A 24,265-nucleotide genomic window follows, 5' to 3' on the forward strand; every position below is an offset into this window, starting at 1 on the left:
GAGGACACGTTCACGATCGCCGCCGCCGATCGTGTCGCGCTCGCGATCGCCAACCGCCGGGTGCTCGAGACCGCGCAGCGCCAGGCCACGACCGACGGCCTCACCGGGCTACACAACCGCCACTTCCTCCGCGAGCAGCTCCGCCTGCTGCACTCGCTCGCGACGCGCCACGGCCAGAGCTACGCCGTCATCGCGTTCGACGTCGACGGCCTGAAGCAGGTCAACGACACCTACGGCCATGAGACCGGCGATCTCGCGCTCCGCGGATTCGCGAACGTGCTCCGCAAGACGGCGCGCGGGTCGGACGTGGGCGTGCGGACGGGCGGCGACGAATTCCTGGTCCTGATCCCGCGCGGCGGCCTGGACGATGCCCGCGTGCTGGCCGAGCGGGTGCGGGAGGCTCTCGCGGCGCAGGGCCGCGCCGAACCGCACACTGCGATCACGGTGAGCGCCGGTGTGAGCGCGTGGCGCACCGGCCGCACGGCCGAGGACACGGTGGAGGCCGCCGACGCGATGCTGTATGCGGCCAAGCGGGCAGGAAAGGACCGCATCATGACCGAGACGACCGAGGCGGCGGCCGGGACCTAGCGACCGCTCGCCTTGACAGGGTTTTCGGCCCTGCCTACAGTGTTAGCAGTCCACCAGGGCGAGTGCTAATTCAAAACGACGGCCCCAGCCGGGCACCGGCGCGGGCGAAGTGAAGGGGGAAATTCGAATGCCAGCAGTCGCAGAGAAGATCAAGCTCAAGCCGCTCGGATCCCGCGTGGTCATCAAGGCCCTCGACCGTGAGGAGACCACCAAGAGTGGGATCTTCCTACCCGATACCGCGAAAGAGAAGCCGATGGAAGGCCGCGTCCTCGCGGTCGGTCCCGGCGACCGTGACGAGGACGGCAAGCGCGTTCCGGTCGAGCTCAAAGAGGGCGAGCGCGTCCTCTACCAGAAGTACGCCGGAACGGAATTCAAGCTCGATGGTGAGGAGTACCTGATCCTGTCGGAGAAGGACGTCCTCGCGCGCATCGAGGAATAGGGAGAGGGATAAACATGGCAAAGCAACTCGTATTCACCGATGAGGCGCGCAAGAAGCTGAAGCAGGGCGTCGACGTCATGGCGAACGCCGTGAAGACCACGCTCGGCCCGAAGGGCCGCAATGTCGCGCTCGACAAGAAGTTCGGATCGCCGACCGTGACGCACGACGGCGTCACCGTCGCGCGCGAGGTCGAGCTCGAGGATCCATTCGAGAACATGGGCGCACAGCTGCTCAAGGAGGCCGCGACGAAGACCAACGACATCGCCGGTGACGGCACGACCACATCGGTCGTCCTCGCGCAGGCCATCGTTCACGAGGGTCTGCGCAACATCGCCGCTGGCGCGAACCCGATGCTCCTGAAGCGCGGCCTCGAGAAGGGTGGCGCGGCTGTCGTCGAGGCCATCAAGGCCGACGCAAAGGAAGTCAAGGGAAAGGCCGAGATCGCGCAGATCGCGACGATCTCCGCCGCCGACGAGAGCATCGGTCAGCTCATCGCTGACGTGATGGACAAGGTCGGTCGCGAGGGCGTGATCACTGTCGAGGAGTCCAAGGGCCTGCAGTTCGAGACCGAGTTCGTCGAGGGCATGCAGATCGACCGCGGTTACATCTCGGCGTACTTCGTCACCAACGCGGACCGCATGGAAGCCATCATCGAGGACCCGTACATCCTCATCACCGACAAGAAGATCTCCGCGATCACCGACATCCTGCCTGTGCTCGAGAAGCTCGTGCAGGTCTCCAAGAACCTCATCATCGTCGGAGAGGACATCGACGGCGAGGCGCTCGCCACGCTCGTCGTGAACAAGTTGCGCGGCACGCTCAACGTGCTCGGCGTCAAGGCGCCGGGCTTCGGTGACCGCCGCAAGGCGATGCTCGAGGACATCGCGATCCTCACCGGTGGCCAGGTCATCACCGAAGAGGCCGGCCGCAAGCTCGACTCAACGACGATCCAGGACCTCGGACGCGCTCGCCGTGTTACGGCGACCAAGGACGAGACCACCTTCGTCGAGGGTCACGGCGACCAGGACAAGATCCTGGCCCGCGTGAAGCAGATCAAGGCACAGATCGAAGAGACGACCAGCGACTTCGACAAGGAGAAGCTCCAGGAGCGTCTCGCGAAGCTCGCCGGCGGCGTCGCCGTCATCAAGGTCGGCGCGGCCACAGAGGTCGAGCTCAAAGAGAAGAAGCACCGCGTCGAGGACGCGCTCTCGGCTGCCCGCGCGGGCGTCGAAGAGGGCATGGTCCCGGGCGGCGAGGTCACCCTGCTCAACGCCATCAAGGCTCTGGACAAGGTCAAGGCCGAGGGCGATGAGCTCACCGGTGTGAACATCCTGCGGCGCGCGCTCGAGGAGCCGTTCCGTCAGCTCGTCGCGAACGCCGGACACGATGGCTCGGTCATGCTGGACGGCATCCGCCGCAAGCAGGCCGAGACCAAGTCCAACGTCTGGGGCTACGAGGTCATCAAGAACGAGATCGTCGACCTGTTCAAGGCCGGCGTGATCGACCCCGCCAAGGTCGTCCGGTCTGCGGTCGAGAACGCGGTGTCCATCGGCGCGATGATCCTGACCACCGAGGCGCTCATCACGGACCTTCCCGAGAAGGAAAAGGCTCCCGCGATGCCCGGTGGCGGCGGGATGGACTATTAGCCGCTGTCAGGCGACGCAGGAAGAGAGCCCCGCCGGAACTAACGGCGGGGCTCTTCTTTACTGCGCGAATCGCGCGCGCCAAGAGATCGAGACACCGCAGATACGTTCACAACGAAGATGCAACCAGCGCGGACGCAGACCTCACCACTAAACGGGGTCTAGTTGGGCTGCGCGGGGTCACCGCTCGCTCACCCACCAACGCTGCGGCGGCCCCGCGCCTTTCATCTAGATAGCCGAGACGCAAAGAAGCAGGTGTTTCGGTGATTACGCGCGCCGTGTGATCCTAGTGAGCACGGCCGACAACTCGAACGCGACGCGCGCGACCCAGCTTCGGCAGCCCAAACGGCGTATCGGGTCAGGGCTGAGTAGCGGGTATCCCACCATCCCCGGCCGTCCTGGATCCAACACGCCCTACTCGCTCACCTGACCCGACGCCGCGTCCGACAGGCCTAACCGGTCGCGGTGGAGATCCGGTTGAGCCCCAGTGCGCACGCGGTCGAACTGCCGCCGAAGCTACTCGACGTTGTTCACCGACCCGGCGTCGGGCGGACCGAGGAGGCGCATCGCGATTGTCACGCTTCGCCGCGCGCGCTGCTCCTCCCGCGAGGACTCGTCGCGTCCCTGTGCGTCCGCGCTGGTCGCGCGAGCTTCTGCGCCCTCCACCAAGATCGGTTCCATATGCCCAACACACACTGACATCCATTGTCTGCGGGTTGGATGGGAAGCGGTCGAGTTTCGGTTGGGTCACCATGTGAGGAGTCGCGAGGCACGGAGGCGCTCTGGGATACCGGTCTTTGCCGACGCGTAGACGTCGAGCAGATCGCGCGCGACATTCTCGATGCGGAACTTCTCACGAGCCCGCACGGCCGCTCTTGCGCCGAGGTCAGCTCGACGGTCCGCATCCTGGACGAGCCGCAGCAGCTCGCGCGCCAGGCCGACCGGGTCGGCCGGCGGCGCGCATAGGCCAGTCTGGTCGGGCACCAGGAACTCACCAGGTCCGCAGTACGTGATCACTGAAGGCAGCCCTCGTGCCATCGCCTCCAGCAATGCGACCGATCCCGAGCCGAGCGGCGCCGCGAGAGCGAAGACATCGCTCGCATCAAGGAATGGCGCGGGGTCGAGTTGGTGCCCGAGGAAGTGAATGTTGTCCGCGACCGCGAGCTCCGCGGAAAGCGCGTGAAGATGGTCCCGGAGCGGGCCGTCCCCGATCAGCAGCAGGCAGCAGGGCGCGTTGAGCCTCACTTGGGCGAATGCGCGCATCAGGTCGTCGAGGCCCTTCTCGTCCGCGAGGCGCGCCACGCACGCGATGACGACGGCCGAGGTCGGGATCCCAAGCGAGTCACGGATCCGCGCGCGATGCGCCGCGCGGACATCCGGATCGACCTCCGCGATGCGGATGCCCGGCGGGATGCCTACGAAGTTGCGCGGCTCACCCAGCCAGGTACGGCGCAGCGCGGCATTCCTGGCGGAAAGTGTGACGACCGCGTGCAGCAGTCGATCCTTCAGCCGTGTCGCGAGGCGCAGTCGCGTCCCGGGCTCCGCGAACGGCACGTTGTGTTCGGTCAACACGACCGTCGCCGAGGTGGCGATCCGTGCCGCGGTGATGAGAGCGACGCCGCCCGTTGGGCCGCCGGTGTGGACGTGGACGGCATCGGGTCGCCAATCGCGCATGAAGCGGATCACACGCGCGATCGCGACGCTTTGCGCCACGCGGCCGTGGCGGGCGTCGGTGTCGAGCCGCTCGACGCGGGCGCCGGCGGCGGCGAAACGCCCTGCAAGCCCGTCGAACGCGGGCGCGACCGGCACGAGAGCGGCAACCTCAACGCCGCGCCCGACGAGCTCGACCGCGATGTCCACGCATTGGCCCTCCATCCCGCCGACGGTGACCGACTGGAGGGCCAGGAGCACGCGACCAGCCGGCGCTCGCCTTGCCTCCTCTGCGCTCACACCCGGAGGCTAACGGGGCTCCGCGGCTGGCCGCCGCAACCGCCGCTCAACTTTGCCGTATCCACTCCCAAACGGCGGACCGTCAGGCTCCCGGGCGGGTGGGACAGCGAGTTTCTGGGTCCGATGATCGGCTGACCGCGTACGACGCCGCTTGCGGCAGCTCCATCAACGCGGCATTCGCCTGCTTTCAGGGCATGGACCCGTCGCCAGCGATGGCGCCCGTATTTGCCGCGGTGGTGCACCGCAGGACCGGTGGTCGCGACGACGGAACGCATAACCCGCTGAAGCTCGAGGGCGCTGGTTGGGCCGGTTACACCGGGCGCGCGCACCACGCGGGCGCCGGGAGCTCCGCGGACACGGCGTCCTTCTCCACCCTCGACGACGGGTGCCGTGCGGCGGCCCTCGTCATGCAGTTCCGGGATTGCCAGCACGTGCAGGTCGCGTTCCGGACCGGAGACCCATTGCAGTTCGCAGCTGCCATTGAGTCGAGCCCGCTCGCATCGATGATCGAGCTCGCGGGTCTGGTGTCGGCTGTCGAAGCACTCGGGCGTGGTCGCGGCGCGGCCCTCCGCCGAAGGATGTCCGCGCTCACGTCGACGGTGCGCAGCCGGCAGAAGCGCTGCACGGCACTTGGTGGTGGCCAGCCTGATGCGCGCCGAACGTGGACTGAGCCGTTGGCGACTCCGACCCTCGTCTCGGTCATCGTCCCCACGTGCGACCGCCCCGAGATGCTCGCTGAGGCCCTCGCGAGCATTCGTGCGATCGAAGGACCGGACATTCGGTTCCAGATCATCGTGGCCGACAATGGCCACAGCCGGCCCGCCGGGGACGTCGCCGCTCGTTTCGACGCGACATACGCGGCCGTCCAGACGAGGGGTGCCGCCGCAGCACGTAACGTGGGCCTTCGGCTCGCGGCTGGCGACTTCATCGCGTTCCTGGACGACGACGACCTGTGGCTCATGTCGCATGTGCGACCGCACTTGCTCATGCTGGCCGAGCACCCCGAATTCGACGCAGCGATTGGTCAAGCCGTCAACACGGATATCACTGGCCGTGAGCTCGGCCAGCCATGGCCGACGCGCATTCGCTCCGATGGTCGCGTCGCGACCCAATTCTTCTCATTCCACCCGCAGATCGGCACGACCATCGTCCGCGCGAGCGTCGCAAAGCGTGTTGGTGAGTTCGACGAACGACTCAAGGGCGACCAGGATTGGGACTGGCAGCTCCGCCTTGCCGCGATCGCGCGCATCGGATTCGTTCCGCGGCCGTCGGTGCTCTTTCGACAGCGACCGATCGGGACGGACACGCATCTCATGTGGACGAGGCTTCCGTACCTCAGCACGGTCATGTGGCGCAACGCCCTACGGATGCCAGGGAACGTGCGTCTGAGCACCATTACGGCGTTCATCGCCCATCGTGGGACGTACTCGTTCTACTTCGGACAGGCCGCCCGGGCGCACTACAGCGCTGGGGACGTCGCGCTCGCGCGAACGGCGATGCGTTACTCGTTCCTTTCGTCACCGCCACATTTCGCGATGAGCGTGCTTCGCGACAAGTCGATCCGGCTGCTCCTCGTGCCGGTGCTCACGGGAAAGAGCTAGTCCGGATGGCGCGGCCGGCGCCGCACCGTATGTTCGCGGATTAGGTCCGGTCTCCCGGACCCAGAGCACGCAGACGGAGGACGCCGGCCATGACCGAGGTAGCGCCACATTCATTGGGATGGACGTCTCGAAGCACAGCATCGCGATCGCGCTGTTGCGCCCAGGCGAGCACGTCCCGCTCGAGCAGACCATCGCGAACACGCCCAAGGCGGTGCGCAGGCAGCTGCGCCGCTGGGGCGATCCGGCCACGCGGCGCGTCTGCTATGAGGCCGGGCCCACCGGATACGAGCTGCAGCGCCAGCTTCTCGCCGCGGGTGTCGACTGCGCGGTGATCGCCCCGGCGCTGATCCCAAGCGACCCGGGCAGCGCGTGAAGACCGACCGCCGCGACGCGCGGATGCTCTGTCGGCTGCACCGTGCGGGTGAGCTCACCGCGGTGCGTACGCCGAGCCCCGCCGAAGAGATCGTGCGCGACCTGGTCCGGGCGCGTGAGGACCAGACCGAGGACATCCTGCGCGCCCGGCATCGCACCACCAAGCTGCTGCTGCGCCACGGCCGCGCGTACCGCGAGGGCAAGGGTTGGACGGCCAAGCACCTACGCTGGATCCGCGAGCAGCAGTTCGAGAGCGCGCTGCTGGCGTCGCTCCTCGACCATCACCTCGCGGTGATCGAGACCCGCCTGGCCCAGCGCAGCGCGCTCGACGCCGAAATCGCCGCTGTCGCGCACAGCGAGCCGTACGCCGAACCGGTGCGGCGGCTCAGCTGCCTGCGCGGCATCAAGGAGCTCAGAGCGCTGACGCTGCTGGTGGAGGGCCGGTGACTTCACCCGCTTCGCGACGGCCCGACACTTCATGGGCTTCACCGGGCTCACCGCGAGCGAGCGCTCCGGCGGCGAGCGGCGCCGCCAGGGCGCGATCACCAAGACCGGCAACGCCCACCTGCGGCGCATCCTGGTCGAGGCGGCCTGGGCCGCGCCGCGCCGGCCGAGCTTTGGCGCGGCCTTCCGTCGCCGGGTCGCAGGTCAGAGTCCCGACGTCGTGCAGTACGTGATGCGCGCGCAGCAGCGGCTGCACCGGCGGTACTGGCGCATCGCTCAGCGCGGCAAGCCGACTCAGGTCGCGACGGTCGCGGCCGCGCGCGAACTCGCGGGCCTCGTCTGGGGCCTCATGAGCGGACGGACCGCGAGCTGAACGTTGCTGCATCTGGGGCGCGCGCAGCTGGGAGCCCGCGGGCGAGCCCTTCGGAGGGATCCCCGTTTCAGCTATGTGGCGGACCACGGTCCGAGCCACGTGACTAGTGGGGGGCAGCCTCCGGCGTACCACCGACATGCGGGACAGATCCGCGAATATCAGCGTGGCGAAGCGCCGCTGCCACGTGTCCGCGTGCTCCCTTTTGCGCTCGCTCCACCGATCACAGTTGACCGGCCGCGCCATATCAGCGCGAGAGCTCTCGTTCGGTCATCTGGATCTTCCTGTCTTCTGGAAGCTCCAATAGTGTTCAACGAAGTCCGTCAGTCTTAGAACTAGCGCGACCGAGTCGGTCGACTGAGCCACGCCGCACATGCGGCACTCGTGATCTGCGCCGCGGTTACAAGGGCGCCTTGCCATTCCACGGCGCCGGGCACTGCGAGCGTGAACATCCACACCGTGCGTTCGCCGCTCTCGTGACTGTGCGCGATAGCCGGCGGCAGACCGACGGTCACGTTCAGCAGATAGAGCTGGATGAGGACGAGATTGAGCAGCACCACAGCCCGAAGGGCGAGAGCGCCGGCCCCGCGACGCAGCATCCGTGTGGCGAACACGCCCTGCGCGACCCCGGCCGCGAACGAGAGGTTTCCGAACATCGACCCGGCGTGGTCGAGACCGACGGCGATGTGCAGACTCGCCGCGACCAGTAGCGCGAGCGCGCAGGTCTGGCGGACGATCGCCGCGAACGCTGGCCGCTGCTGCTCTGACGCACGGAGGCTCGCGACGAACGTGTGGGCATCGGCCACGCGACCACTCACGGAATGACGGTGATCAACATATACACGCCCTGGTCCTCGAGCCACATGGACCCATCGACGACCGGTCGGAGCCGCAGGATGTACCTACCGGGCGCGGGCGGGGCGTGAACCTGGAAGGTGAACGTGACATTCTGGCCGGGCAAGACCTTCGCCTCGGATTGGACCGCGACGCGGTCGCCGGTCGGCCAGTTCGCAGCGAACGGCTGCCACGCGTCCGCCGAGTCGGTCACGCCGAGGTTGACTTGCTGGCCGAGCACACCACGCACCCAGTTCATTGACCCGGTGTTCCGGAAGGTCACGCTCATCGGGGCGCTCGTCGTGCCCGCGCGAACGGTGGGGTAGGCGCTCTGGCCGACCCATTGGACGTGATAGTCGGCAAGCGTGGTGATGAGGATGAACGCTCCCGCGTTCTCCATCCAGACAGTCCCGTCGATGACGAGACGCAGACCGAGCTTGTAGACGCCTGGCTCGAGCGGGGCGCGGACGTTGAACGCGAACGTGCCGAGCTCGCCGGGGGCCACGACATCCTCGCTCTGCACGGCGGTGCGGTCCGCGCTCGGCCACGCCACCGCAACCAATTCGGAGACGCGCGGGAGCACGACAGGCACGTTATCGAGTGCGCTCGCCTGGAAGGACATGCCGGATCCACGATCGGCCGCGACCGCGCGGTAGAAGTCATCCGCGCTGGCGTAGACGTATGGGGTCGGCTCTCCGCTCACGCCCAGGAGAGCCTGCTGCCCCTGGACGCCCTTGACCCATGGGGCCGTGCCAGTGTTGCGGAAGCGCATGGTCACGCGCCCGATCTGACCAGGCTGCATCGTGAGGTAGTCCGACTGATCGACCCAGCGCGAGTGGAACGCGCTCGCTGGCGGCGGCGTGGGCTGGACGTTCGCGATCGCGGGCGCCGCGGTGGCGGGAGGCATGTGTACGACGGTGCCACCGCCGGTGGTGCCACCGCCGCTGCCACCAACGACCTGCGACGGGGCGGGGACGGTCGGAAGCGCGCCGCTCGGGGTCGGAGCGACGGTCGGTGCCGTGGTCGGCGGCCGGGTGGGCCCGATGGTCGGCGCCACGGTGGGAGCCGGAGTCGGCGGAAGCGTCGGCCCGATTGTCGGTGGCACCGTCGGCGGGAGCGTCGGCCCGATGGTCGGCTGAGTCGTTGGTGCGACGGTCGGCGCTGGGGTCGGCGCGACCGTGGGGGCAGTCGTTGGTGGGGCGGTCGGAGTCGTCCCACCGACACGCGGACCGACCACGCTTGCGTGAGACGCGGTGAACGCGGTCGCCTGCGTGAGGTCGACGGCGAGCTGGTCAGAGGTCTTCGCCGGGAAGAGCGACCACGGCCAAGCGCCGGCGTAGCCCTTGTCGAAGAAGCTTGTGAAGCGGCCCGACGTGTCGGCTCCGGCGTAGTACTCGCCGATCACCAGCGGGTGATCGAGGTCGTACCGCGTTCGGACCGTCGCGTAATCGGTGCACATCGCGCACCAATCACCGCTGCTCATGTAGTCGTACCAGTGGGCCTGGTAGTAGTCGAGGCCCTGGCCCTTCCACATCGGGAGGCCGTCCAGCGTGGCGGAGCCGACGGTGACGTAGGCGCTGCTGTTCGCATGCACCGCGGCACCGATCGCGCGGACCGTCGCCTGGACCGAAGCCTGGTCGATCTTGGCATTCCACACGTCGAGCTCAGGCTCGTTGTAGATCTCCCATGAGAGGATGCGCGGGTTCGTGCGATAACGCGCGAACAGCGGCCCTAGGGCTGTTGCCAACGCAGCGCGCTTCGTCGCGTCGGTCTGCCATGCCGCGGGGAACGCCGAGGGCGCGCTGAAGAGCACAAAGTCGAAGTACAGATCGTGCTTCGCTGCGAGCGCGAGAGCCGCATCGAAGTCGGGAAAAACCGCGGGATCGATGGAGGTCGGAGTTCCGGCGCTGTCCGTTCGGACCTGCCACGCCGTCCCCTCGAAGACCCACCAGCGAATGGTGTGGAGACCAGCGGCCTTCGCCTGCGCGAACCGCGCGTCGAGCGCGGCGTTCACCGCCGAGTTCGAGACGCCAGAGCCGGTGCCACAGCCAAAGTCGCAGGCCCAGTTGTACCAAGGCACATTCGCTCCGTGCACGTAGTACTGCGCGCCCTGCCACAGGATCGAGCTGGCGGCGGCAAGACCCGTCCCCGGCGGCAGCGGCGGCGCAGTCGGCGCGACTGTCGGCGCCACGGTCGGCGCCACGGTCGGCGCGACGGTTGGCGCGACGGTCGGCGGCGCCGGCGGAGCCACCGTGGGAAGCGGCGGCGGGCTGGTCGGTACCGGCGTCGTGCCGACGCCGACGGTGCTGGACCAGACGCCGACGTTCTGAACGACCCACGGGCCACCGTACCAATCGCTGCCCTTGAACTGCACGCTCTGAGTGCCGGCGGGGATCGGCATCCAGAAGGAGTCGAAGTGTTCCTCGCCGAGTTGCTGGCTGTACGCCTGGCGCTGAGCCGCTTGCCATGTCTGGCCGCCGTTGAAGCTCACAGCGAGGCTGCGTCCGATGCCGGTGAAGCGCAGACGCGAGTCAGCCGGCGCCGGTGCCGGGAACGACATCGCGCCCGGGCTGCTCGCGCTCGCCGCACGACGGTCCGCATTCAGGATCGTGAACGGGATCGCCGGCGAGATGGAGACGTTGTCCCAGTGCCAGGTACCGGCTGCGCAGGCGGCGATCCCAGGAGGTGGTCCGCACCCATCGGCCTTCTCCGGGTTGTAGCTGTGGTGGCCGATCGTGAATGTACCGGTCGACCAGCCCAGGTCCGCGATGTTCGTGTCGACCCACCAAGCGTTGACCGACGGGATGCCGAACTTCAGGTGCGTGCGCGAAACGTGAAGCTCGAATGTCGTGCGAACACTGGCGGACACAGCCAGCACCTGCTGGACCGAGAGGCCGTCGTTGGCGCCGACCTGCACTCCGCTGAAGTTCTTGATCACGTTCCCGCGGTAGATCGTCCCCGAGTTGAACTGGTCCTGGCGGATCTGGATCGCGTTCCGCGGGAACCCGTTCAGGTCAACGTCGCCAATGTCACCAGCAAGCTGCAGCTGTTGGTCGAACGGCGTGATCCAGAAATCGAGGAAGTCACGGTTCGAGGTCCTCTGGGTCGAAACGTCGAACTTCACGACGGCCTCGCCGGCGGAGAAGTCGACGAGCTGGTTCGGGGTGAGGTAGATCGCCGCGTATCCCTCGCCTTTGATCGCCGTCATGACGTGGTCTTTGCACTGGAACACCACACCCTCGTAGCTCGTGTTGACGTGCGTTGCCGGTGGGGCACCGCAGTCGCTGCCATGCGAGGCGTTCATCGCGTCGAGGCTGTTGAAGGTCCCCACATCACGGGACGTGACCGTGACATCCCAGTTGGGTCCATGCCATGGCGTGGGCACTGACGGCGCACCGGTGAAGGTCTCAAGGAATGTCCCGGCCGCATAGACGCTGCTGGGCAAGCCCAAAGCTCCGACCAACGAGATCGTGAGGGCCAGGGAGACGAGCAGCGTTCCTCGGAGTTTCATGCCCTGCTACGTGTAACTGACCGTCTGCCCCATTGGCTTTAGCGTGAATGGGCTAGGAAACCTAGTCCTTTTGGCTCACAAGCGCGCGCGTACTAGTCCTTTCGGGCTACAACCACATTGCGGGCCTCTCGACGGCGTTGAGGGCGCTATCTCTTGAGCAGGAGCCTGGCGGCGCGCGCGGCAAGCCCGCCGGCGATGGTCAAGAGCATCGCCAGAAGCGCTTCAGACGGAATGTTCGCGCGCGCGACGTCGCTGGCCGCATCCGGTGGCAGATAAGGAGCACCGGTAGGGCCGATGAGGACCGCGGCGAAAGCGAGCACGACGCCGGTGTTCACGAGCGCTCCCGTGGCGCCCGCGAGGGCCAGCGCCACGACCTCGTTGATCGAGCGCGAATAGCGGAACACGAGTGCCGCGACGATGCCGACGAGGATCCGTGGCACAAGGGCTACGACCGGGTCCCGGAAAAGTGGAGTAGTTGATACAGCGAGGCTCGTGACGCCGAAAACCAAGCCCACTACACCGCCGCCGAGAACTCCGGCGAGCACGCCCGCGAGGATCGTCGGGATGGCGAGGATCGTCACGTTCAGGCCGGTCGGCAGCGGCACGGAGGACGGCCCCGCGAGGATGAGGGCCACTTGGATCGCGGCGAAGGCAGTGGTGATCGCGATCGTGCGCAGCGCGAGCGTCCGGCTCACTGGTCAGGGCTCGTGGAGCGCCGCCTTTCGGTCCGTACCCAAGCTTGACCCGCCGGAGTCACCGTCGCGCGCGCGTAGAGGATCAGTTTCCAGACGATGTACGCCGGCGTCAGCAGCAATGCGCGATACACGGTAACGGGTGCCCGAACGGCCATCAGGCCTGAGAGCACGTGGACCATCAGGCCCGTCATCGCGAAGACGCCGAGCGCGGCCGCCGCGGCATTCCCCGTCACGACACCGACGAACGCGCACGCGGCGGCGACTGCGACCGCGACGGATAGGGGCGGTACAAGCTGTTCGATGGCCGCATCGACGAGCAGGGGATCACGAGCCACAAGGCCATCGCGCAGCAACCACACGACGTCGCCGCGCACGCTGGCGAGGCGACCGGCTTCCCACCGCACGTTCTGGCTGTAGGCAGCCGCGAGCGTCAGTGGCATGTCGGCGCGCACAACAGCCTCTGGCGCGAACTCGGCCCGCACTCCACGCCGCACGAGCGCGAGGTGCAGCTCGACGTCCTCGGCAAGCCCAACGCTTCCCCAGCCGTGACGGTCCAACGTTCGCGCCTCGAAGCACATGCCGTTGCCCTTGAGGCCGCAGCTCAGGCCGAGCGCCGATCGACCGAGCGGTCGGACGTAATGCAGTGACGCGAGCGCGGCCTCGCGCACCGCGGCGACAGGGGAGTCGGCGCCGTTGAGCACGGTGTAATGCGCTTGCAGGACCAGCGAACCTGTTGCCAGGCGCGCATCCATGCGCGCGAGGAAGTCCGGTGCCACGACCGAGTCCGCGTCGAACACCAGATACGCCCCATAGCCTCCGGCGCGGACGATGTCGAGGAGCCAGCGCAGCGCATGGCCCTTTGCGCGTCGTTGATCGTCCTTCCGCTCGTGGACGATTGCGCCAGCTCGACGCGAGAGGGCCGCCGTTTCGTCGCCGCAGTTGTCGGCGACGACATGAATGTCGTAGTGATCGCGTGGGTAGCGCTGGGCGGTGAGACTCGCTAGAAGACGCTCGATGACCAGTGCTTCATCGTGCGCCGGGACCAGGATGGCAAAGTGCGTGCGGTGCGCCGCCTCCGCGGGCGGCGCCCGCCGTTTCGTGAAGGCTGCGGCGCTGAGCGCGAGGAGATACGCCGCCATTGCGCCGATCGGCGCGGCCACGACGGCCGCGAACAGTCCGACGACGGCCGCAAGCTCAGCCATAGGACACGGTGCGGCGGAAACCTTGGGCGGACGTGTCGAGTACGCATGCGGTCACCAGTGCTCGCATTCGCTCGGCGAACCGTTCGACGGTGAAGAGCTCATCGGCGAGCCGACGACCCGCGTGCCCCAGACGCTCGCGCTCCTCGGGGTGCGCGAGCAGATAGTCGATGGCCTTGCGGAGACCGGCGGCATCGCCGGGTGCGACGTAGAAGCCCGTGGGCTCGATCGGGATGCCCGCGTCGGTCGCGAGCGATCGGGCGAGGCTCTGCGGTCGCTGCCGCATGGCGCCGCGGGCGTTGCGACGACGGTCCTCCACCACGTCCGTCTGACCGAGCGACTGCGTCACGATCACCGGCCTTCCCATCGACATCGCTTCGAGGATCGTCGTCACGCCCGCCTGATTGTCGACGTCGTTGAGTGGCACGACGACGATCGCGGCGCGCGCATAGAGGCTTCGCAGCCCCGCATAGTCAAATGTTCCAATGCGGACATTTTCAGGCGGCTTGGCGTGCGTGAACGCGTGCTTGGACCAGTGGCTCGCGGCGCCGACGACTACGTGCGCGTCGAGACCGGTGACGGCGCGGAAAAAGGTCCCATAGTCACGGTGCTCCAAGCCCGCGCTCACGATGAGACGCTCGTCGGCGCTCGGCCGCGGTGCCCAGAACTTCGTGTCCACTTGATACGGGATCAGCGCGACCCGGTCGGGCCGAACATCTAGCTTCTGGACGGCGACGTCGCGCTGTCGACGCGAGTGGAGCGCGAACCGGTCGATGCGGCGCTGCACGCCCAGGACGCGGAAGAAGAGGCGTTTCTTTCGCGAGGTCAACCGATGTCCGATCGTCACATGCCGCACTGGCGACCGCGAAGTCCTGAGCAGAAGGGCGAGCGGGATGCCGACGTGCTCTCCGTCGGTGACGATCACGTCGAAGGCGTCGCGGCGCCGGTAGGCAAGCCATGCTTGGGCCGGAGCGAATCCCAGCACGGCTTGGATCGCACGCGCGACCCGAGACCGCTCCACGGCACTGCGATCGAGCAGCGTTGCCTCAAGGTCCGCCGCCAGCACCGTGAAGTCGCGCCGGGGCGCGTCTGACGTGTCGCGGGTGGTGTCTGTGCCGACCGTCAGCAGAACGCGAGGGCTCGTCACGCTGCGGCGCCGGCGACACCGCGGATCATGCTCACGAGCTGATAGAGCGGATCTGGAGGTGACTGCACCCCAAGTAGCGCCACCATGCGATCAGTACTCCCCACGAAGCGCACGACCTCGATGGACCGGCGTGGCTCAACACGGATCTCGATGCTCGCGCCTGACATCTGTGCGATCCGTCGCGCGAGGTCGAGGATCTTCGTGCCCGTGCCGCTCGCGACATTTATCGGGGGAAGCGCGACATCGGCGTCAGCCGCGTGTCTGAGCGCGCGGACCACGTCGCCGATCCAGATGAAGTCGATGATCTGCTCCCCGCCGTAGACCACGAGGTCACGGCCCTTCCGAGCTTCGCCGATCCAATGCGGGATGACCCGTCCGAAGTCGCGTTCCCCGTATACGTTGGCCAACCGCAACACGGTCGTCTCGACACCTCGTTCGCGCGCGAACGCCCGGCATAGAGCCTCGCCCGCGACCTTGCTCGCGCCGTAGAGATTGATCGAATAGAGCGGATGAGCCTCGTCCACCGGAAGGCTCACGGGCTCTCCGTACACCTCACGTGAGCTCGTAAAAAGGACGCGACGGATCCCGTGGGCTGCCGCCGCATTCAGGACGTTGTAGGTCCCGACGACATTCGTGCCGAAGGTGTAGTCGGCATCCGCGGCCGCGCCCATGACCGTGGACTGGGCCGCCAGGTGATAGACGAGCGTCGCCCCGCGAAAGACGCGCCGCATCTCCGCAAGGTCCCGTACGTCCGCGTGAACGATCCGGAGTCGGGGGTCGTTCTCCCGGGCGGCGAGGTTCTCCGGTCGCCCCCGCGTCATGTTGTCGACGACGATGACCTCGACGGCGTCGCCGTCGAGGAGCGCATCAACGAGGTGACTACCGATGAACCCCGCCCCGCCCGTGACAACGACGCGGTCGCGCCAGCCCTGCACGCCACGCATGTTGGTTCCTGGCCCGCCTGGGAGCGTTACTCGGGGGTTGAATTGCCGTTGAGTCGTCCGGGACTCGAATCACGCTTCAACGATCGTGGGTAGACTGCCAATTGCAGCGGGGTCGCGATGAGGAGAATCTCGATCTTTTCAGCCAGATCCGTCTTCGTTTGCGGTCATGCGCATTAAGCGGCTCGCCTTGATCCTTGGCGGGGCCGTGCTGGTGGCCGCTCTGTCGCTCGGCAACACTCCGCGCTCCGCGGCGAGCGTCACCTTTCTCGAGACATTCGACGGCGCGCCGAACATGCCTACGCCCTGGCACCCTGCGAACTGGGACGTGACGGTGCATTCGCGGGACGTCGACACGTTCACGTCGCTGGAGTTGATGCACGCCGGTCACGGTGTGGATTGTTCGGCTCCGCCGGCCACGCACGACATCTCGTCGTACGGCGACGCCGTCTTCCTCTGCCGCGATCACGTGATGACGGCAATCAAGGCGAGCGGTTACGGCGTGGTGTACCTCACGCCGAATCAGCTCGTCGACTTCAGTGGGGGCGAGGCGGTCGTTCGTTTCGATGTCTCCACGCTGCGCACGAGCGATCGTGACTGGATCGATCTCTGGATCACGCCGTTCGACCAGAACGTCCAGCTCGTCGGCGACATCGGCGACGTCGACCTGAACGGGTATTCGCGAAACGCGGTGCACATCCGTCAGGACCAGATCAACCGCATGGCCATCTTCCGCGGCGGTGTCGTGCGGAACTTCAACGAGTTCCTCGTCGGCGCGAATGACGCTCTCGCACTGGAGAGGGTGCTCGTGCCGTCAGCGACGGTACGGACGACGTTCGAGCTTCGGGTGTCGCGCACGCACCTCAAGTTCGGGATCCCGGCGTTGGGGGCGTGGTGGGTAGACAGCGACATGGCCGATCTGGCTTGGACGAGCGGTGTTCTGCAGATCGGCCACCACAGCTACAACCCCGAAAAGAGCGATGGCTGCGGGCCGCCCGTCGAAGTCAGTTCCTGCTCCGCGAACACGTGGCACTGGGACAACATTTCGATCTCGCCCGCGACGCCGTTCACGATCCTCAATGCGAGCCGTGCGACGGCCAGTGCCTCGAGTTCCTCGGCGATGACGTTCGCGGCACCCGCTCCCTCGAACTCGCATCTGCGCTTCGCCGGCATCGGAAGGAACATTGCCGTGAGCTTCGATGGCGGTCAGACGTGGCAGGCGGCCCAGCGCCAGGCGTACGGCCAGCAGCTGGGCGAGGAGCACTTTGATTCCTACTGGACGCCGATCCCTGCTGGCACCAAGAGCGTCCTATTCCGCGGGACCGATTGGTACGGTGGGCCATGGCTGGTGCGTAGCGCGGGGATCTGGGCGAGCGCCGCGCCGACCACGGTGCCGCCGCTGCCCACCGCGCCGCCCGGCGGGGGAAACCCGACGCCGCCGCCGCCCGGCGGTGGAAACCCACCGCCGCCCGCGCCAACGCCGGGTCCTGTCGCAGTCGTGCCAACGCCACCGGGGACTCTTCCGGGCACGCTCGCGCTCACACCGGGTTTCCACAGCGGGTGGGTCGAGCAGAGCGCGTATCCGCAGCTGGCTCCGGGTGAGCTCGGCGCCGTCACCGTGCGTTTCCGCAACCTCGGCACCGAGTCGTGGCAAGTCGGCGTGCCCGGCCGACAGGTGAATATCGGGGTCGTTGGAGATTCGACCGAGTTTGCAGATCGCGGCCTCGCCGAGGCGTGGCTGAGCCCTAATCGTCCGGCGACCACCTCCGAGTCGCTCGTGCCGCCAGGAGGCATCGGCACCTTCACCTTCAAGGTGCGCGCGACGAGACCGCCTGGGGAATATCGCATCGACCTCGCGCTCGTCGCTGATGGCGTCGCATGGCTGGAAGACCAAGGCGTCTACATCGTCGTCAACAGCGACGCCGGGTTGCACAGCGCCTGGGTCGCGCAGACCCCGTGGCCTGTCCTGCGCGCTGGCGAGTTAAGCGCGCCGATCACGGTCGTCTTCAGGAACACGGGCAACGCAAGCTGGATCAAAGGATCCGCCCGCGAGATGCATCTCGGGGTCGTCGGCGACGACCGATCGTGGGCCGATCTTGGGATCGATTGGCCCGCGCCCGACCGCGTCGCTGTCCAGACGGAATCGGCGGTCCGGACCGGCGACTTCGGAAGCTTCACCTTCCGAATGCAGGCACCCGACCGGCCGGGCGTTTACGCCCTCCGGCTGCGGCCAGTCGTAGATGGCGTGACGTGGCTTGAGGATCAGGGAGTGTTCGTCCAGATCACCGTCTCGCCCTAACGTTTCGCGCCCCGTCACGCTCAACCGACACTCAACCCTCGGACAACGGCAGCGGAAAGACGTCTCCGTACGCTCGCCGCACCAAGGGGTGGGAATAACCGAATGAGTGGCGTCTCGATCGTTGGCGCGGGACACGTCGGTGTCGTCTACGCGGCTGGTCTGGCCGAGCTCGGTCACCAGGTCAGGGTCATCGATGTCAACGAGAAGCGCGTTGCCATGCTCCGCAGCGGTCGGATCTGGTTCTATGAGCCTGGCCTGCCCGAGCTGCTCACACGGGGGCTGTCGCGCAAGCGCATCACATTCACCACGAGCTACCCGGCCGGTCTGGCGCGCGCTCGCTTCGTGTTCGTCTGTGTTCCGACGCCCACCACCAGCGAAGGGACGCTTGACGACAGCTACCTGCGGAGTGCCTTCTCGAACATCCGGCAGTACGCGAAAGCACCGCGCCCGATCATCGTCAACAAGAGCACGGTCCCGGTCGGCACCGGCGATGTGGTCGCTCGACTCTTCGATGGCGAGGACATCCACGTCGTCTCCAACCCCGAGTTCCTTGCCGAGGGACGGGCCGTGGAAGACTTCTTCCACCCATCGCGCATCGTCATCGGCTCGCGCAACCGCATCGCGGCGGAAGCGGTCGCCACCCTGTACGCGCCTCTCCGGGCCCCCGTCGTCCACACCGATCCGGTCTCGGCCGAGTTCAGCAAGCTTGCGGCGAACGCCTTCCTGGCAACGAAGGTCTCGTTCGCGAACGTGCTCTCTCGGATCGGCGAGTCCGTCGGCGCTGACGGTGAGGGTGTGGCCAAGGCCCTCTCGCTCGACCCGCGCATCGGCGCCGGTCACCTGCGAGCCGGCCTTGGCTTCGGAGGGTCCTGCCTACCCAAGGACTTGGCCGCGGTCGAGCAGCTTGCACGCCGCTTCACCGACTCATCCGGATTCTTCACCGCGGTCGCCGCGGTGAATCGCGCACAGCGGTCGCGGGTCGTCGATCTCCTTCACGACCGATTTGGCGCCATCGCCGAGCGGCGCATCGCGCTGCTCGGAGCCACCTTCAAGGCGAACACCGACGATCTGCGGGAATCTCCGGCCCTCGCGCTCGCACGGCAGCTCGACGAGCTGCACGCACTGGTCACCGTCTACGACCCGGTCGCGGCACCGCAGCTCAAGAGCCTCGCTCCGACACTGCATCTCGCTCGGTCCGCGATGTCGGCCGTCAAGGGCGCGGACGTCGTGATCGTTGCGACTGAGTGGCCTGAGTTCGCCTCTCTCGATCTCGCTGCCGTGCGTCGGGCGATGAGCGGATCGTTGCTCATCGACGGTCGCGGCCTCTTCGATGTTGCGTCGGCGCATCGTGCTGGCCTCGACTACTTCAGCTTCTCCACGGCCGGGATCCGCGAGTGTGCCGTCGAGGAGCCGCTGCCGGCCGTCGCGAGCTGATCCGTATGCGGGTACTGGTCGCGGGCGGCGCCGGTTTCGTGGGGTCGCATCTCGTCGAGCTTCTCGTCGAGCAAGGCGACCACGTCACAGTCGTCGATAATCTGCTCACCGGCTCGACGCGCAACCTCGCGCACCTTGCGCGGCCCAGCCTCGACTTCGTGCGGCAAGATGCGGAGAGCGCGCCGGACGGAAATTTCGACCGCGTCTATCACCTCGCGAGCCCCGCAAGCCCCGAGGCGTACGGCCGCAATCAGGTCGCGACGCTCATGGCGAACAGCGCTGGCACCAAGCACCTTCTCGACGTGGCCGCCCGCGCTGGAGCGCGCTTCTTGATGGCCTCGACCTCCGAAGTCTACGGAGACCCGCTCGTACATCCGCAGCCTGAGAGCTATTGGGGCAACGTCGATCCGATCGGGCCGCGCTCGATGTACGACGAAGCCAAGCGCTTCGCCGAGGCTCTCGTGGTCGCGTACGTCCGCGAACGCGGCGCTGACGCGCGCATCTCGCGGATCTTCAACGCCTACGGGCCGCGTATGCAGCTGAACGATGGCCGCATGCCATCGACCTTCATCGCGGCTGCGATTCGCGGCGAGCCGATACCGGTGCACGGTGATGGATCCCAGACCCGCAGCCTCTGCTACGTGATGGACACGGCGCGTGGTCTGATCGCCACGATGGAGCGAGGCACTCCGGGAAGCGTCTACAACATCGGCCGAGCGGACGAGGTCTCCGTCCTTGAGTTCGCTCAGATCGTCGCGCGCGCCACCGGTCGGATGACCCCGATCCACTTCGTGCCCCGACGGCCGCAGGACATCCAGCGGCGATGCCCGGACACCACGATGGCCGAGCGCGACCTCGGTTGGCGCGCGACGACGCCGATCGATGAAGGGCTGCGCGCGACGCTTGCCTGGTATCGCGATGCGCTGATGTCCCCGCTCGAAGCGGGACGACAGACTGCGTAGGCATCGCGACATGGTCGACGTGCTCAACGTCATCGAACGTGTGCGAGTGCCCTCGATCGATCGGCGTGGGCTGCGGGTCCGTTGGTTCGAGCGCTGGGAACGCACGCTTGACGAGGCGCTTGCCGCCCTGCCTGAGACCGAGGCCAGCCCGCACGAACTTCTCGGTCTGCTGATGCGCAATCCGTCGGCAATGGCGAAGCGTACGGCTCTCGTCACGGATCGCGATCGTCCAGTAGCGGTGCTCGGCCTGCGAAGGCGAAAGATGTTCTGGGAGCCCGTCTGGGGCGGCGGCGTGAACGAGCGTTTTCGGCTCGCCGTCGCCGAGGGGTACGCGTCGGCGGCGCTCGCCGCGACCGGCGCGAATGTCTGGATCATGAGCCGCGACCGGCCGTCCGCCTCGAACGCGGTGAGAGCCGTCACCGAGCTACCGCGTTTCGGCGCGCCGCTGAGCGGCGCCTACGAAGAGCACTGGAAGTCCTCGAGTCAGTGGGACAGCGTCAAACAGGCTCGCCGACGATCGGCGGCATTTACGCTCGAAGTAGACGCACCCGGTTCGGCCGAGTGGACGCTACGCAACTGGGCGCGGAAGTGGTCGGCGCACGAGGCCGAGTCCGATCTGCTCGCCGCGGCGGAGTTCTACGCGGACCGATCACGGTTTCACGCGTTCCGGTTGTATGACGGCGTCACGCCGATCGCGGGCTGCACCTACATCGTCGACGGAACCGTGCTGCTCGCGCAGCTCAACTACTTCGACGCGGCGTACCGACGCAACGGCGTTCAAACGCGCCTCGACGATCTGGTCTTCGCCTGGGCTCGAACGAGATACTCGACGATGGATCTCGGGTGCAGCTACCAAGCGGACTCATACAAGCGCCGCTGGGCACCCCGAGATGGGAGCTCGTGGCTGTGGAACGTCGCGCCACTGCATCTTCACCTCGTTCGTGAGGGGGTGCGTTTTGGCAGACGCGCCGTGGCCACAGGGTTCAGCACCTTTGGATCCAGGCCGGGCGTGACGGCGTGACCGGCGTGGGATCGCATCCGAACATCGAACTGCCCGTTCGGCCACACGCTTCCGATCGCGCCGGCACCATGAGCCGAGGTTTGCGCGTCCGATGGTTCGATCCCTGGAGTTCGGAGGTCGACGCGGCACTGCTGTTGCTTCCCGAGCCCGAAAGCTGTCCTCACGACCTGCTCGCGGAGCTCATGCAAGGTCCGACTCGAACGCGTAAGCGCACGGCGATCATCACGCTGCGAGGCGAGCCTGTGGCCGTTGTGGGTTTGCGGAGCCGCAAGCACTTCTGGGAGCCTGTGTTCTCTGCGAGCGTTTGCCCGCGCGCGAAAATGCCCGCGCGCGACGGGATGCTCTTTCCTGCGCTTGCCGCCCTCGGCCTCGACGTCTGGACGGGCGGCTGGGAGGATGCCCCGGAAGGATCACTCCCGAACGTGAGAAGCGCCTTCTCATTACCGATGTACAAGGTCGACTGCGGGAAAGGCGCCGAGGAGCATTGGCGGCAGAGCGGGAATGCCAGAGCCGTCGAGATCGGTCGGAATCGCACCAGGGGGTTCACCCTCGAGGTCGATGCTCCGGGCGCGACGGAATGGGTCATCGAAAACTGGGGTCGCCAATGGCGGCACCACCCGAGTCAAGAGACGATCTGCGTTGAAGATCAACTGATCGCCGCGCGGTACTTCCAGCCGCGCGGGCTTCTACACACGTTCCGGCTGCTCGATGGCGGCCAGCCGGCCGCCGGCTACGTCGGGGCGGTGTACCGCGGCGAGATCGTGCTCGTTTGCGGTCACCGCGAGGCCGAGTACGAACGCCGCAGCGTCGGCATCCGTCTGTTCGATCTCGTGATCGACTGGGCCGCGGCAGCCGGCTACGCGAAGGTCGACATCGGCGGAGGCCATGCCTACAAGGCCAAGTGGGCGCCGGAAGACGGGCAGAGGTGGTACTTCAATGTCTGCCCGACGCCGCTCTACGTCGTGAAGAAGGCCGTGCGCGTGGCGCGATCGAGTCTCAGCTCGTTCAGAAACGGCGCCGCCGGCCGCGCCACGACGGCTGCTTCCGCGGCCGGCCAGTAGCCCGAACTGCCTGCTCAACCGTCCCTCAACCGCCGAACAACGCCGCGTGCCGTGGTGTTATCTAGGTTCACCACTGTGGAGACGCCGAGGGTCGGGTGCCGCGAATGGAATTGACGGAGCTGCTCGAGAGGCTGCCGGTGCCTTGGCTCGATCGGCAGGGTCTCGCCGTCGAATGGTTCGAGCCATGGGACTTGAGTCTCGAGTCTGCACTTCGGAGCCTGCCCGAATCACTCACATCGCCCCACGAGCTCCTCGGGCTGCTCATGCGGAACGTAACGACGGGCCGGAAACGCACGGCGCTGGTGACACGTGGCGGTCGTCCGGTCGCGGTGCTCGGCCTGCGACGGTGGATGCGCTTCTGGGAACCGGTCTGGTGGCGCGGTCCGATCAATGAACGCTTTACTTCTGCCGCGCACGAAGCCGAGCTGCTCCCCGCTCTCGCGGCGACCGGGCTCAACATCTGGATGGTGACCCGATCTGCCCCCGAGATGGGACGGGTCCGGAGCGCAACACAGTTTCCGGTCTACAAGATCCCCTGTGCAGACTCCGAGCGGGTTTGGCGTGAGACCGGTCACTGGAAGCGGATCCGCGAAGCGCGGAACCGGACGCGTGGCTTCATGTTCGAGATCGACCCGCCTGGAGCCGCCGAGTGGACGATTCGGAACTGGGCTCGCAAGTGGCATGCGTACGAGGCCGAGAGCGATCTGCTGCTCGCTGCCGAGTACTTCGCGCAGCGTGACCTGTGCCATGTGGCCGTTCTGCGCGAGGGCGGCGTGAAGGCCGCAAGCTGCATGTTCCTTGTGGTCGGTGACGAGCTGCTCGCGCAGGTGAACTTCCACTCCGAGGACTATCGCTGGCATGCCGCACAGACGCGCTTATACGACCTCGTCGTCGCGTGGGCGTACGGGTCGGGCGTGCGATCGATCGACATGGGCGTCAGCTATGGGAAGAGCTACAAGCAACGGTGGGCTGTCCGCGACGGGACGGCTTGGATGTTCAATGTCGCGCCCGCGCACCTGCACTTCATGCGCAGCGCCGTCAAGGCCGGCGCTTCCGCGCTCGGGTCGGTGCGAAGGTTCGCGCCAAAGGGAACGACGTGATGGCCAGGTTGCTGCCACGGTCGGTGCGGTCACTTCTTCGAGCGATCGCTCAGAACATGGTGGTGTTGTTCTTCAGCGCGCTCAGCGCATGCGCACGCCCGGCGCGGCCGCCCTTCTCCGTTTCTTCGTGCGCGGGCTCACCTGAACTGTGGCGGAAGAGCGGAATGACGCTTATGCGCCTTCAGTTCCAGGCATTCGGCCGGCACATGCGCGTGTCCGTGCTGCGCGAGATGTACTCCGACCCGAAGACTGTCGTGATCCTGATCCGCGATACCACGGGCCGTATATACGGCAACAACTTCGCGCATCCGAGCAAGCGAGATTCGTCGACCGCATACGCAGCCAGCATCGCGACAGACAAGCGGTATCGGCACGGACGCTTGGGCTGGCTGATGATGCGGGAGCTTGAGGAGGCCCTGGTGCGCCGCTCGTACGAGCGTATGGACTTCGATGCTGTGACCGTGCGAGGGTGGGCGGACTCTCTTGCGCGCTGGTTCGACGGCTACGTCATCGAGTCGTTCGATCACGCCAGCCCGTACGGGCCGCAGCGATACTTCTGCGTGAGGCTCCCGCGGCCAGGCGAGCGCAGGCAGACGAAGCGCCATCGCGCCTCGTCCGACGTGGGAGCGCAGGTCGCGACACTCCCGGCGTGAA

The 24,265-nt window shown here is 67.0% G+C and carries 21 protein-coding genes; 14 read left to right on the forward strand and 7 right to left on the reverse strand.

What is annotated here, in order from left to right:
* From VI056_06365 to groL, 3 genes are all read left to right on the forward strand, one after another.
* A partial coding sequence (locus tag VI056_06365) for a GGDEF domain-containing protein (GenBank protein HEY6202649.1) occupies window positions 1–588 on the forward strand: 588 nt, incomplete at its 5' end.
* Between the two features lie 127 nt (window positions 589–715).
* The gene (gene groES, locus VI056_06370; protein ID HEY6202650.1) at window positions 716–1,027 is read left to right on the forward strand and encodes a co-chaperone GroES; all 312 of its coding nucleotides are present in this window, start codon (window positions 716–718) and stop codon (window positions 1,025–1,027) included.
* 14 nt (window positions 1,028–1,041) lie between these two features.
* Window positions 1,042–2,673, forward strand: a complete 1,632-nt coding sequence (gene groL / locus VI056_06375; GenBank protein ID HEY6202651.1) for a chaperonin GroEL — start codon at window positions 1,042–1,044, stop codon at window positions 2,671–2,673.
* A gap of 744 nt (window positions 2,674–3,417) precedes the next feature.
* Here the strand turns inward: groL and VI056_06380 are convergent.
* Window positions 3,418–4,620 (reverse strand): glycosyltransferase, encoded by a 1,203-nt coding sequence (locus tag VI056_06380; protein ID HEY6202652.1) that lies wholly within the window; start codon window positions 4,618–4,620, stop codon window positions 3,418–3,420.
* Between the two features lie 98 nt (window positions 4,621–4,718).
* On the opposite strand from VI056_06380, the gene VI056_06385 reads away from it, so the two are divergent.
* The 4 genes from VI056_06385 (at window position 4,719) to VI056_06400 (ending at window position 7,410) form a co-directional block, all read left to right on the forward strand.
* On the forward strand, window positions 4,719–6,221 hold the full coding sequence (locus VI056_06385; GenBank protein ID HEY6202653.1) for a glycosyltransferase family A protein: 1,503 nt from the start codon (window positions 4,719–4,721) through the stop codon (window positions 6,219–6,221).
* 118 nt (window positions 6,222–6,339) lie between these two features.
* The gene (locus tag VI056_06390; GenBank protein HEY6202654.1) at window positions 6,340–6,594 is read left to right on the forward strand and encodes a hypothetical protein; all 255 of its coding nucleotides are present in this window, start codon (window positions 6,340–6,342) and stop codon (window positions 6,592–6,594) included.
* A complete protein-coding gene (locus VI056_06395; protein ID HEY6202655.1) occupies window positions 6,591–7,040 on the forward strand; it encodes a transposase in 450 nt (149 codons plus the stop codon). The genes VI056_06390 and VI056_06395 overlap by 4 nt, the downstream gene beginning before the upstream one ends.
* A 31-nt stretch (window positions 7,041–7,071) precedes the next feature.
* Window positions 7,072–7,410, forward strand: a complete 339-nt coding sequence (locus VI056_06400) for a transposase (GenBank protein ID HEY6202656.1) — start codon at window positions 7,072–7,074, stop codon at window positions 7,408–7,410.
* 332 nt (window positions 7,411–7,742) lie between these two features.
* On the opposite strand, the gene VI056_06405 is transcribed toward VI056_06400, so the two are convergent.
* The 6 genes from VI056_06405 to VI056_06430 form a co-directional block, all read right to left on the reverse strand.
* The gene (locus tag VI056_06405) at window positions 7,743–8,225 is read right to left on the reverse strand and encodes a hypothetical protein (GenBank protein ID HEY6202657.1); all 483 of its coding nucleotides are present in this window, start codon (window positions 8,223–8,225) and stop codon (window positions 7,743–7,745) included.
* Complete coding sequence (locus tag VI056_06410) at window positions 8,222–11,686, reverse strand: cellulase family glycosylhydrolase (protein HEY6202658.1); 3,465 nt, start codon at window positions 11,684–11,686, stop codon at window positions 8,222–8,224. The genes VI056_06405 and VI056_06410 overlap by 4 nt, the downstream gene beginning before the upstream one ends.
* Window positions 11,687–11,898: 212 nt before the next feature.
* A complete protein-coding gene (locus VI056_06415; GenBank protein HEY6202659.1) occupies window positions 11,899–12,447 on the reverse strand; it encodes an ECF transporter S component in 549 nt (182 codons plus the stop codon).
* On the reverse strand, window positions 12,444–13,649 hold the full coding sequence (locus tag VI056_06420; GenBank protein ID HEY6202660.1) for a glycosyltransferase family 2 protein: 1,206 nt from the start codon (window positions 13,647–13,649) through the stop codon (window positions 12,444–12,446). Before VI056_06420 ends, VI056_06415 begins: the two co-directional genes overlap by 4 nt.
* Window positions 13,642–14,793 carry a glycosyltransferase family 4 protein gene (locus VI056_06425; GenBank protein ID HEY6202661.1) on the reverse strand — a complete coding sequence of 384 codons (1,152 nt, stop codon included), beginning with the start codon at window positions 14,791–14,793 and terminating at the stop codon, window positions 13,642–13,644. The genes VI056_06420 and VI056_06425 overlap by 8 nt, the downstream gene beginning before the upstream one ends.
* A complete protein-coding gene (locus tag VI056_06430) occupies window positions 14,790–15,728 on the reverse strand; it encodes an NAD-dependent epimerase/dehydratase family protein (GenBank protein HEY6202662.1) in 939 nt (312 codons plus the stop codon). The genes VI056_06425 and VI056_06430 overlap by 4 nt, the downstream gene beginning before the upstream one ends.
* 175 nt (window positions 15,729–15,903) lie before the next feature.
* Here VI056_06430 and VI056_06435 point away from each other — a divergent pair, with 175 nt between their 5' ends.
* From VI056_06435 to VI056_06465, 7 genes are all read left to right on the forward strand, one after another.
* Window positions 15,904–18,033, forward strand: coding sequence for a hypothetical protein (locus VI056_06435; GenBank protein ID HEY6202663.1), 2,130 nt, complete (start codon window positions 15,904–15,906; stop codon window positions 18,031–18,033).
* A 102-nt stretch (window positions 18,034–18,135) separates the two neighbouring features.
* Window positions 18,136–19,467: a UDP-glucose/GDP-mannose dehydrogenase family protein gene (locus VI056_06440; protein HEY6202664.1), complete on the forward strand. Its 1,332-nt coding sequence runs from the start codon at window positions 18,136–18,138 to the stop codon at window positions 19,465–19,467.
* Between the two features lie 5 nt (window positions 19,468–19,472).
* The gene (locus VI056_06445) at window positions 19,473–20,429 is read left to right on the forward strand and encodes an NAD-dependent epimerase/dehydratase family protein (protein HEY6202665.1); all 957 of its coding nucleotides are present in this window, start codon (window positions 19,473–19,475) and stop codon (window positions 20,427–20,429) included.
* A gap of 10 nt (window positions 20,430–20,439) precedes the next feature.
* Entirely contained in the window at window positions 20,440–21,450 is a 1,011-nt protein-coding gene (locus VI056_06450; protein HEY6202666.1) for a GNAT family N-acetyltransferase, read from the forward strand.
* Window positions 21,451–21,530: 80 nt separating this feature from the next.
* The gene (locus tag VI056_06455; GenBank protein HEY6202667.1) at window positions 21,531–22,511 is read left to right on the forward strand and encodes a GNAT family N-acetyltransferase; all 981 of its coding nucleotides are present in this window, start codon (window positions 21,531–21,533) and stop codon (window positions 22,509–22,511) included.
* Between the two features lie 104 nt (window positions 22,512–22,615).
* Entirely contained in the window at window positions 22,616–23,611 is a 996-nt protein-coding gene (locus tag VI056_06460; GenBank protein ID HEY6202668.1) for a hypothetical protein, read from the forward strand.
* Window positions 23,612–23,775: 164 nt separating this feature from the next.
* Complete coding sequence (locus tag VI056_06465; GenBank protein ID HEY6202669.1) at window positions 23,776–24,264, forward strand: hypothetical protein; 489 nt, start codon at window positions 23,776–23,778, stop codon at window positions 24,262–24,264.
* Window position 24,265 lies beyond the last annotated feature (1 nt).

This window comes from Candidatus Limnocylindria bacterium (assembly GCA_036523395.1).
Classification (GTDB): Bacteria; Chloroflexota; Limnocylindria; order P2-11E; family P2-11E; genus CF-39.

Coding starts and splice junctions, on each gene's coding strand:
- VI056_06450 (HEY6202666.1), top strand. CDS start 20,440: ATGGTCGACGTGCTCAACGTCATCGAACGTGTGCGAGTGCCCTCGATC.
- VI056_06465 (HEY6202669.1), top strand. CDS start 23,776: ATGACGCTTATGCGCCTTCAGTTCCAGGCATTCGGCCGGCACATGCGC.
- VI056_06390 (HEY6202654.1), top strand. CDS start 6,340: ATGGACGTCTCGAAGCACAGCATCGCGATCGCGCTGTTGCGCCCAGGC.
- VI056_06460 (HEY6202668.1), top strand. CDS start 22,616: ATGGAATTGACGGAGCTGCTCGAGAGGCTGCCGGTGCCTTGGCTCGAT.
- VI056_06420 (HEY6202660.1), bottom strand. CDS start 13,649: ATGGCTGAGCTTGCGGCCGTCGTCGGACTGTTCGCGGCCGTCGTGGCC.
- groL (HEY6202651.1), top strand. CDS start 1,042: ATGGCAAAGCAACTCGTATTCACCGATGAGGCGCGCAAGAAGCTGAAG.
- VI056_06445 (HEY6202665.1), top strand. CDS start 19,473: ATGCGGGTACTGGTCGCGGGCGGCGCCGGTTTCGTGGGGTCGCATCTC.
- VI056_06435 (HEY6202663.1), top strand. CDS start 15,904: ATGCGCATTAAGCGGCTCGCCTTGATCCTTGGCGGGGCCGTGCTGGTG.
- groES (HEY6202650.1), top strand. CDS start 716: ATGCCAGCAGTCGCAGAGAAGATCAAGCTCAAGCCGCTCGGATCCCGC.
- VI056_06400 (HEY6202656.1), top strand. CDS start 7,072: ATGGGCTTCACCGGGCTCACCGCGAGCGAGCGCTCCGGCGGCGAGCGG.
- VI056_06440 (HEY6202664.1), top strand. CDS start 18,136: ATGAGTGGCGTCTCGATCGTTGGCGCGGGACACGTCGGTGTCGTCTAC.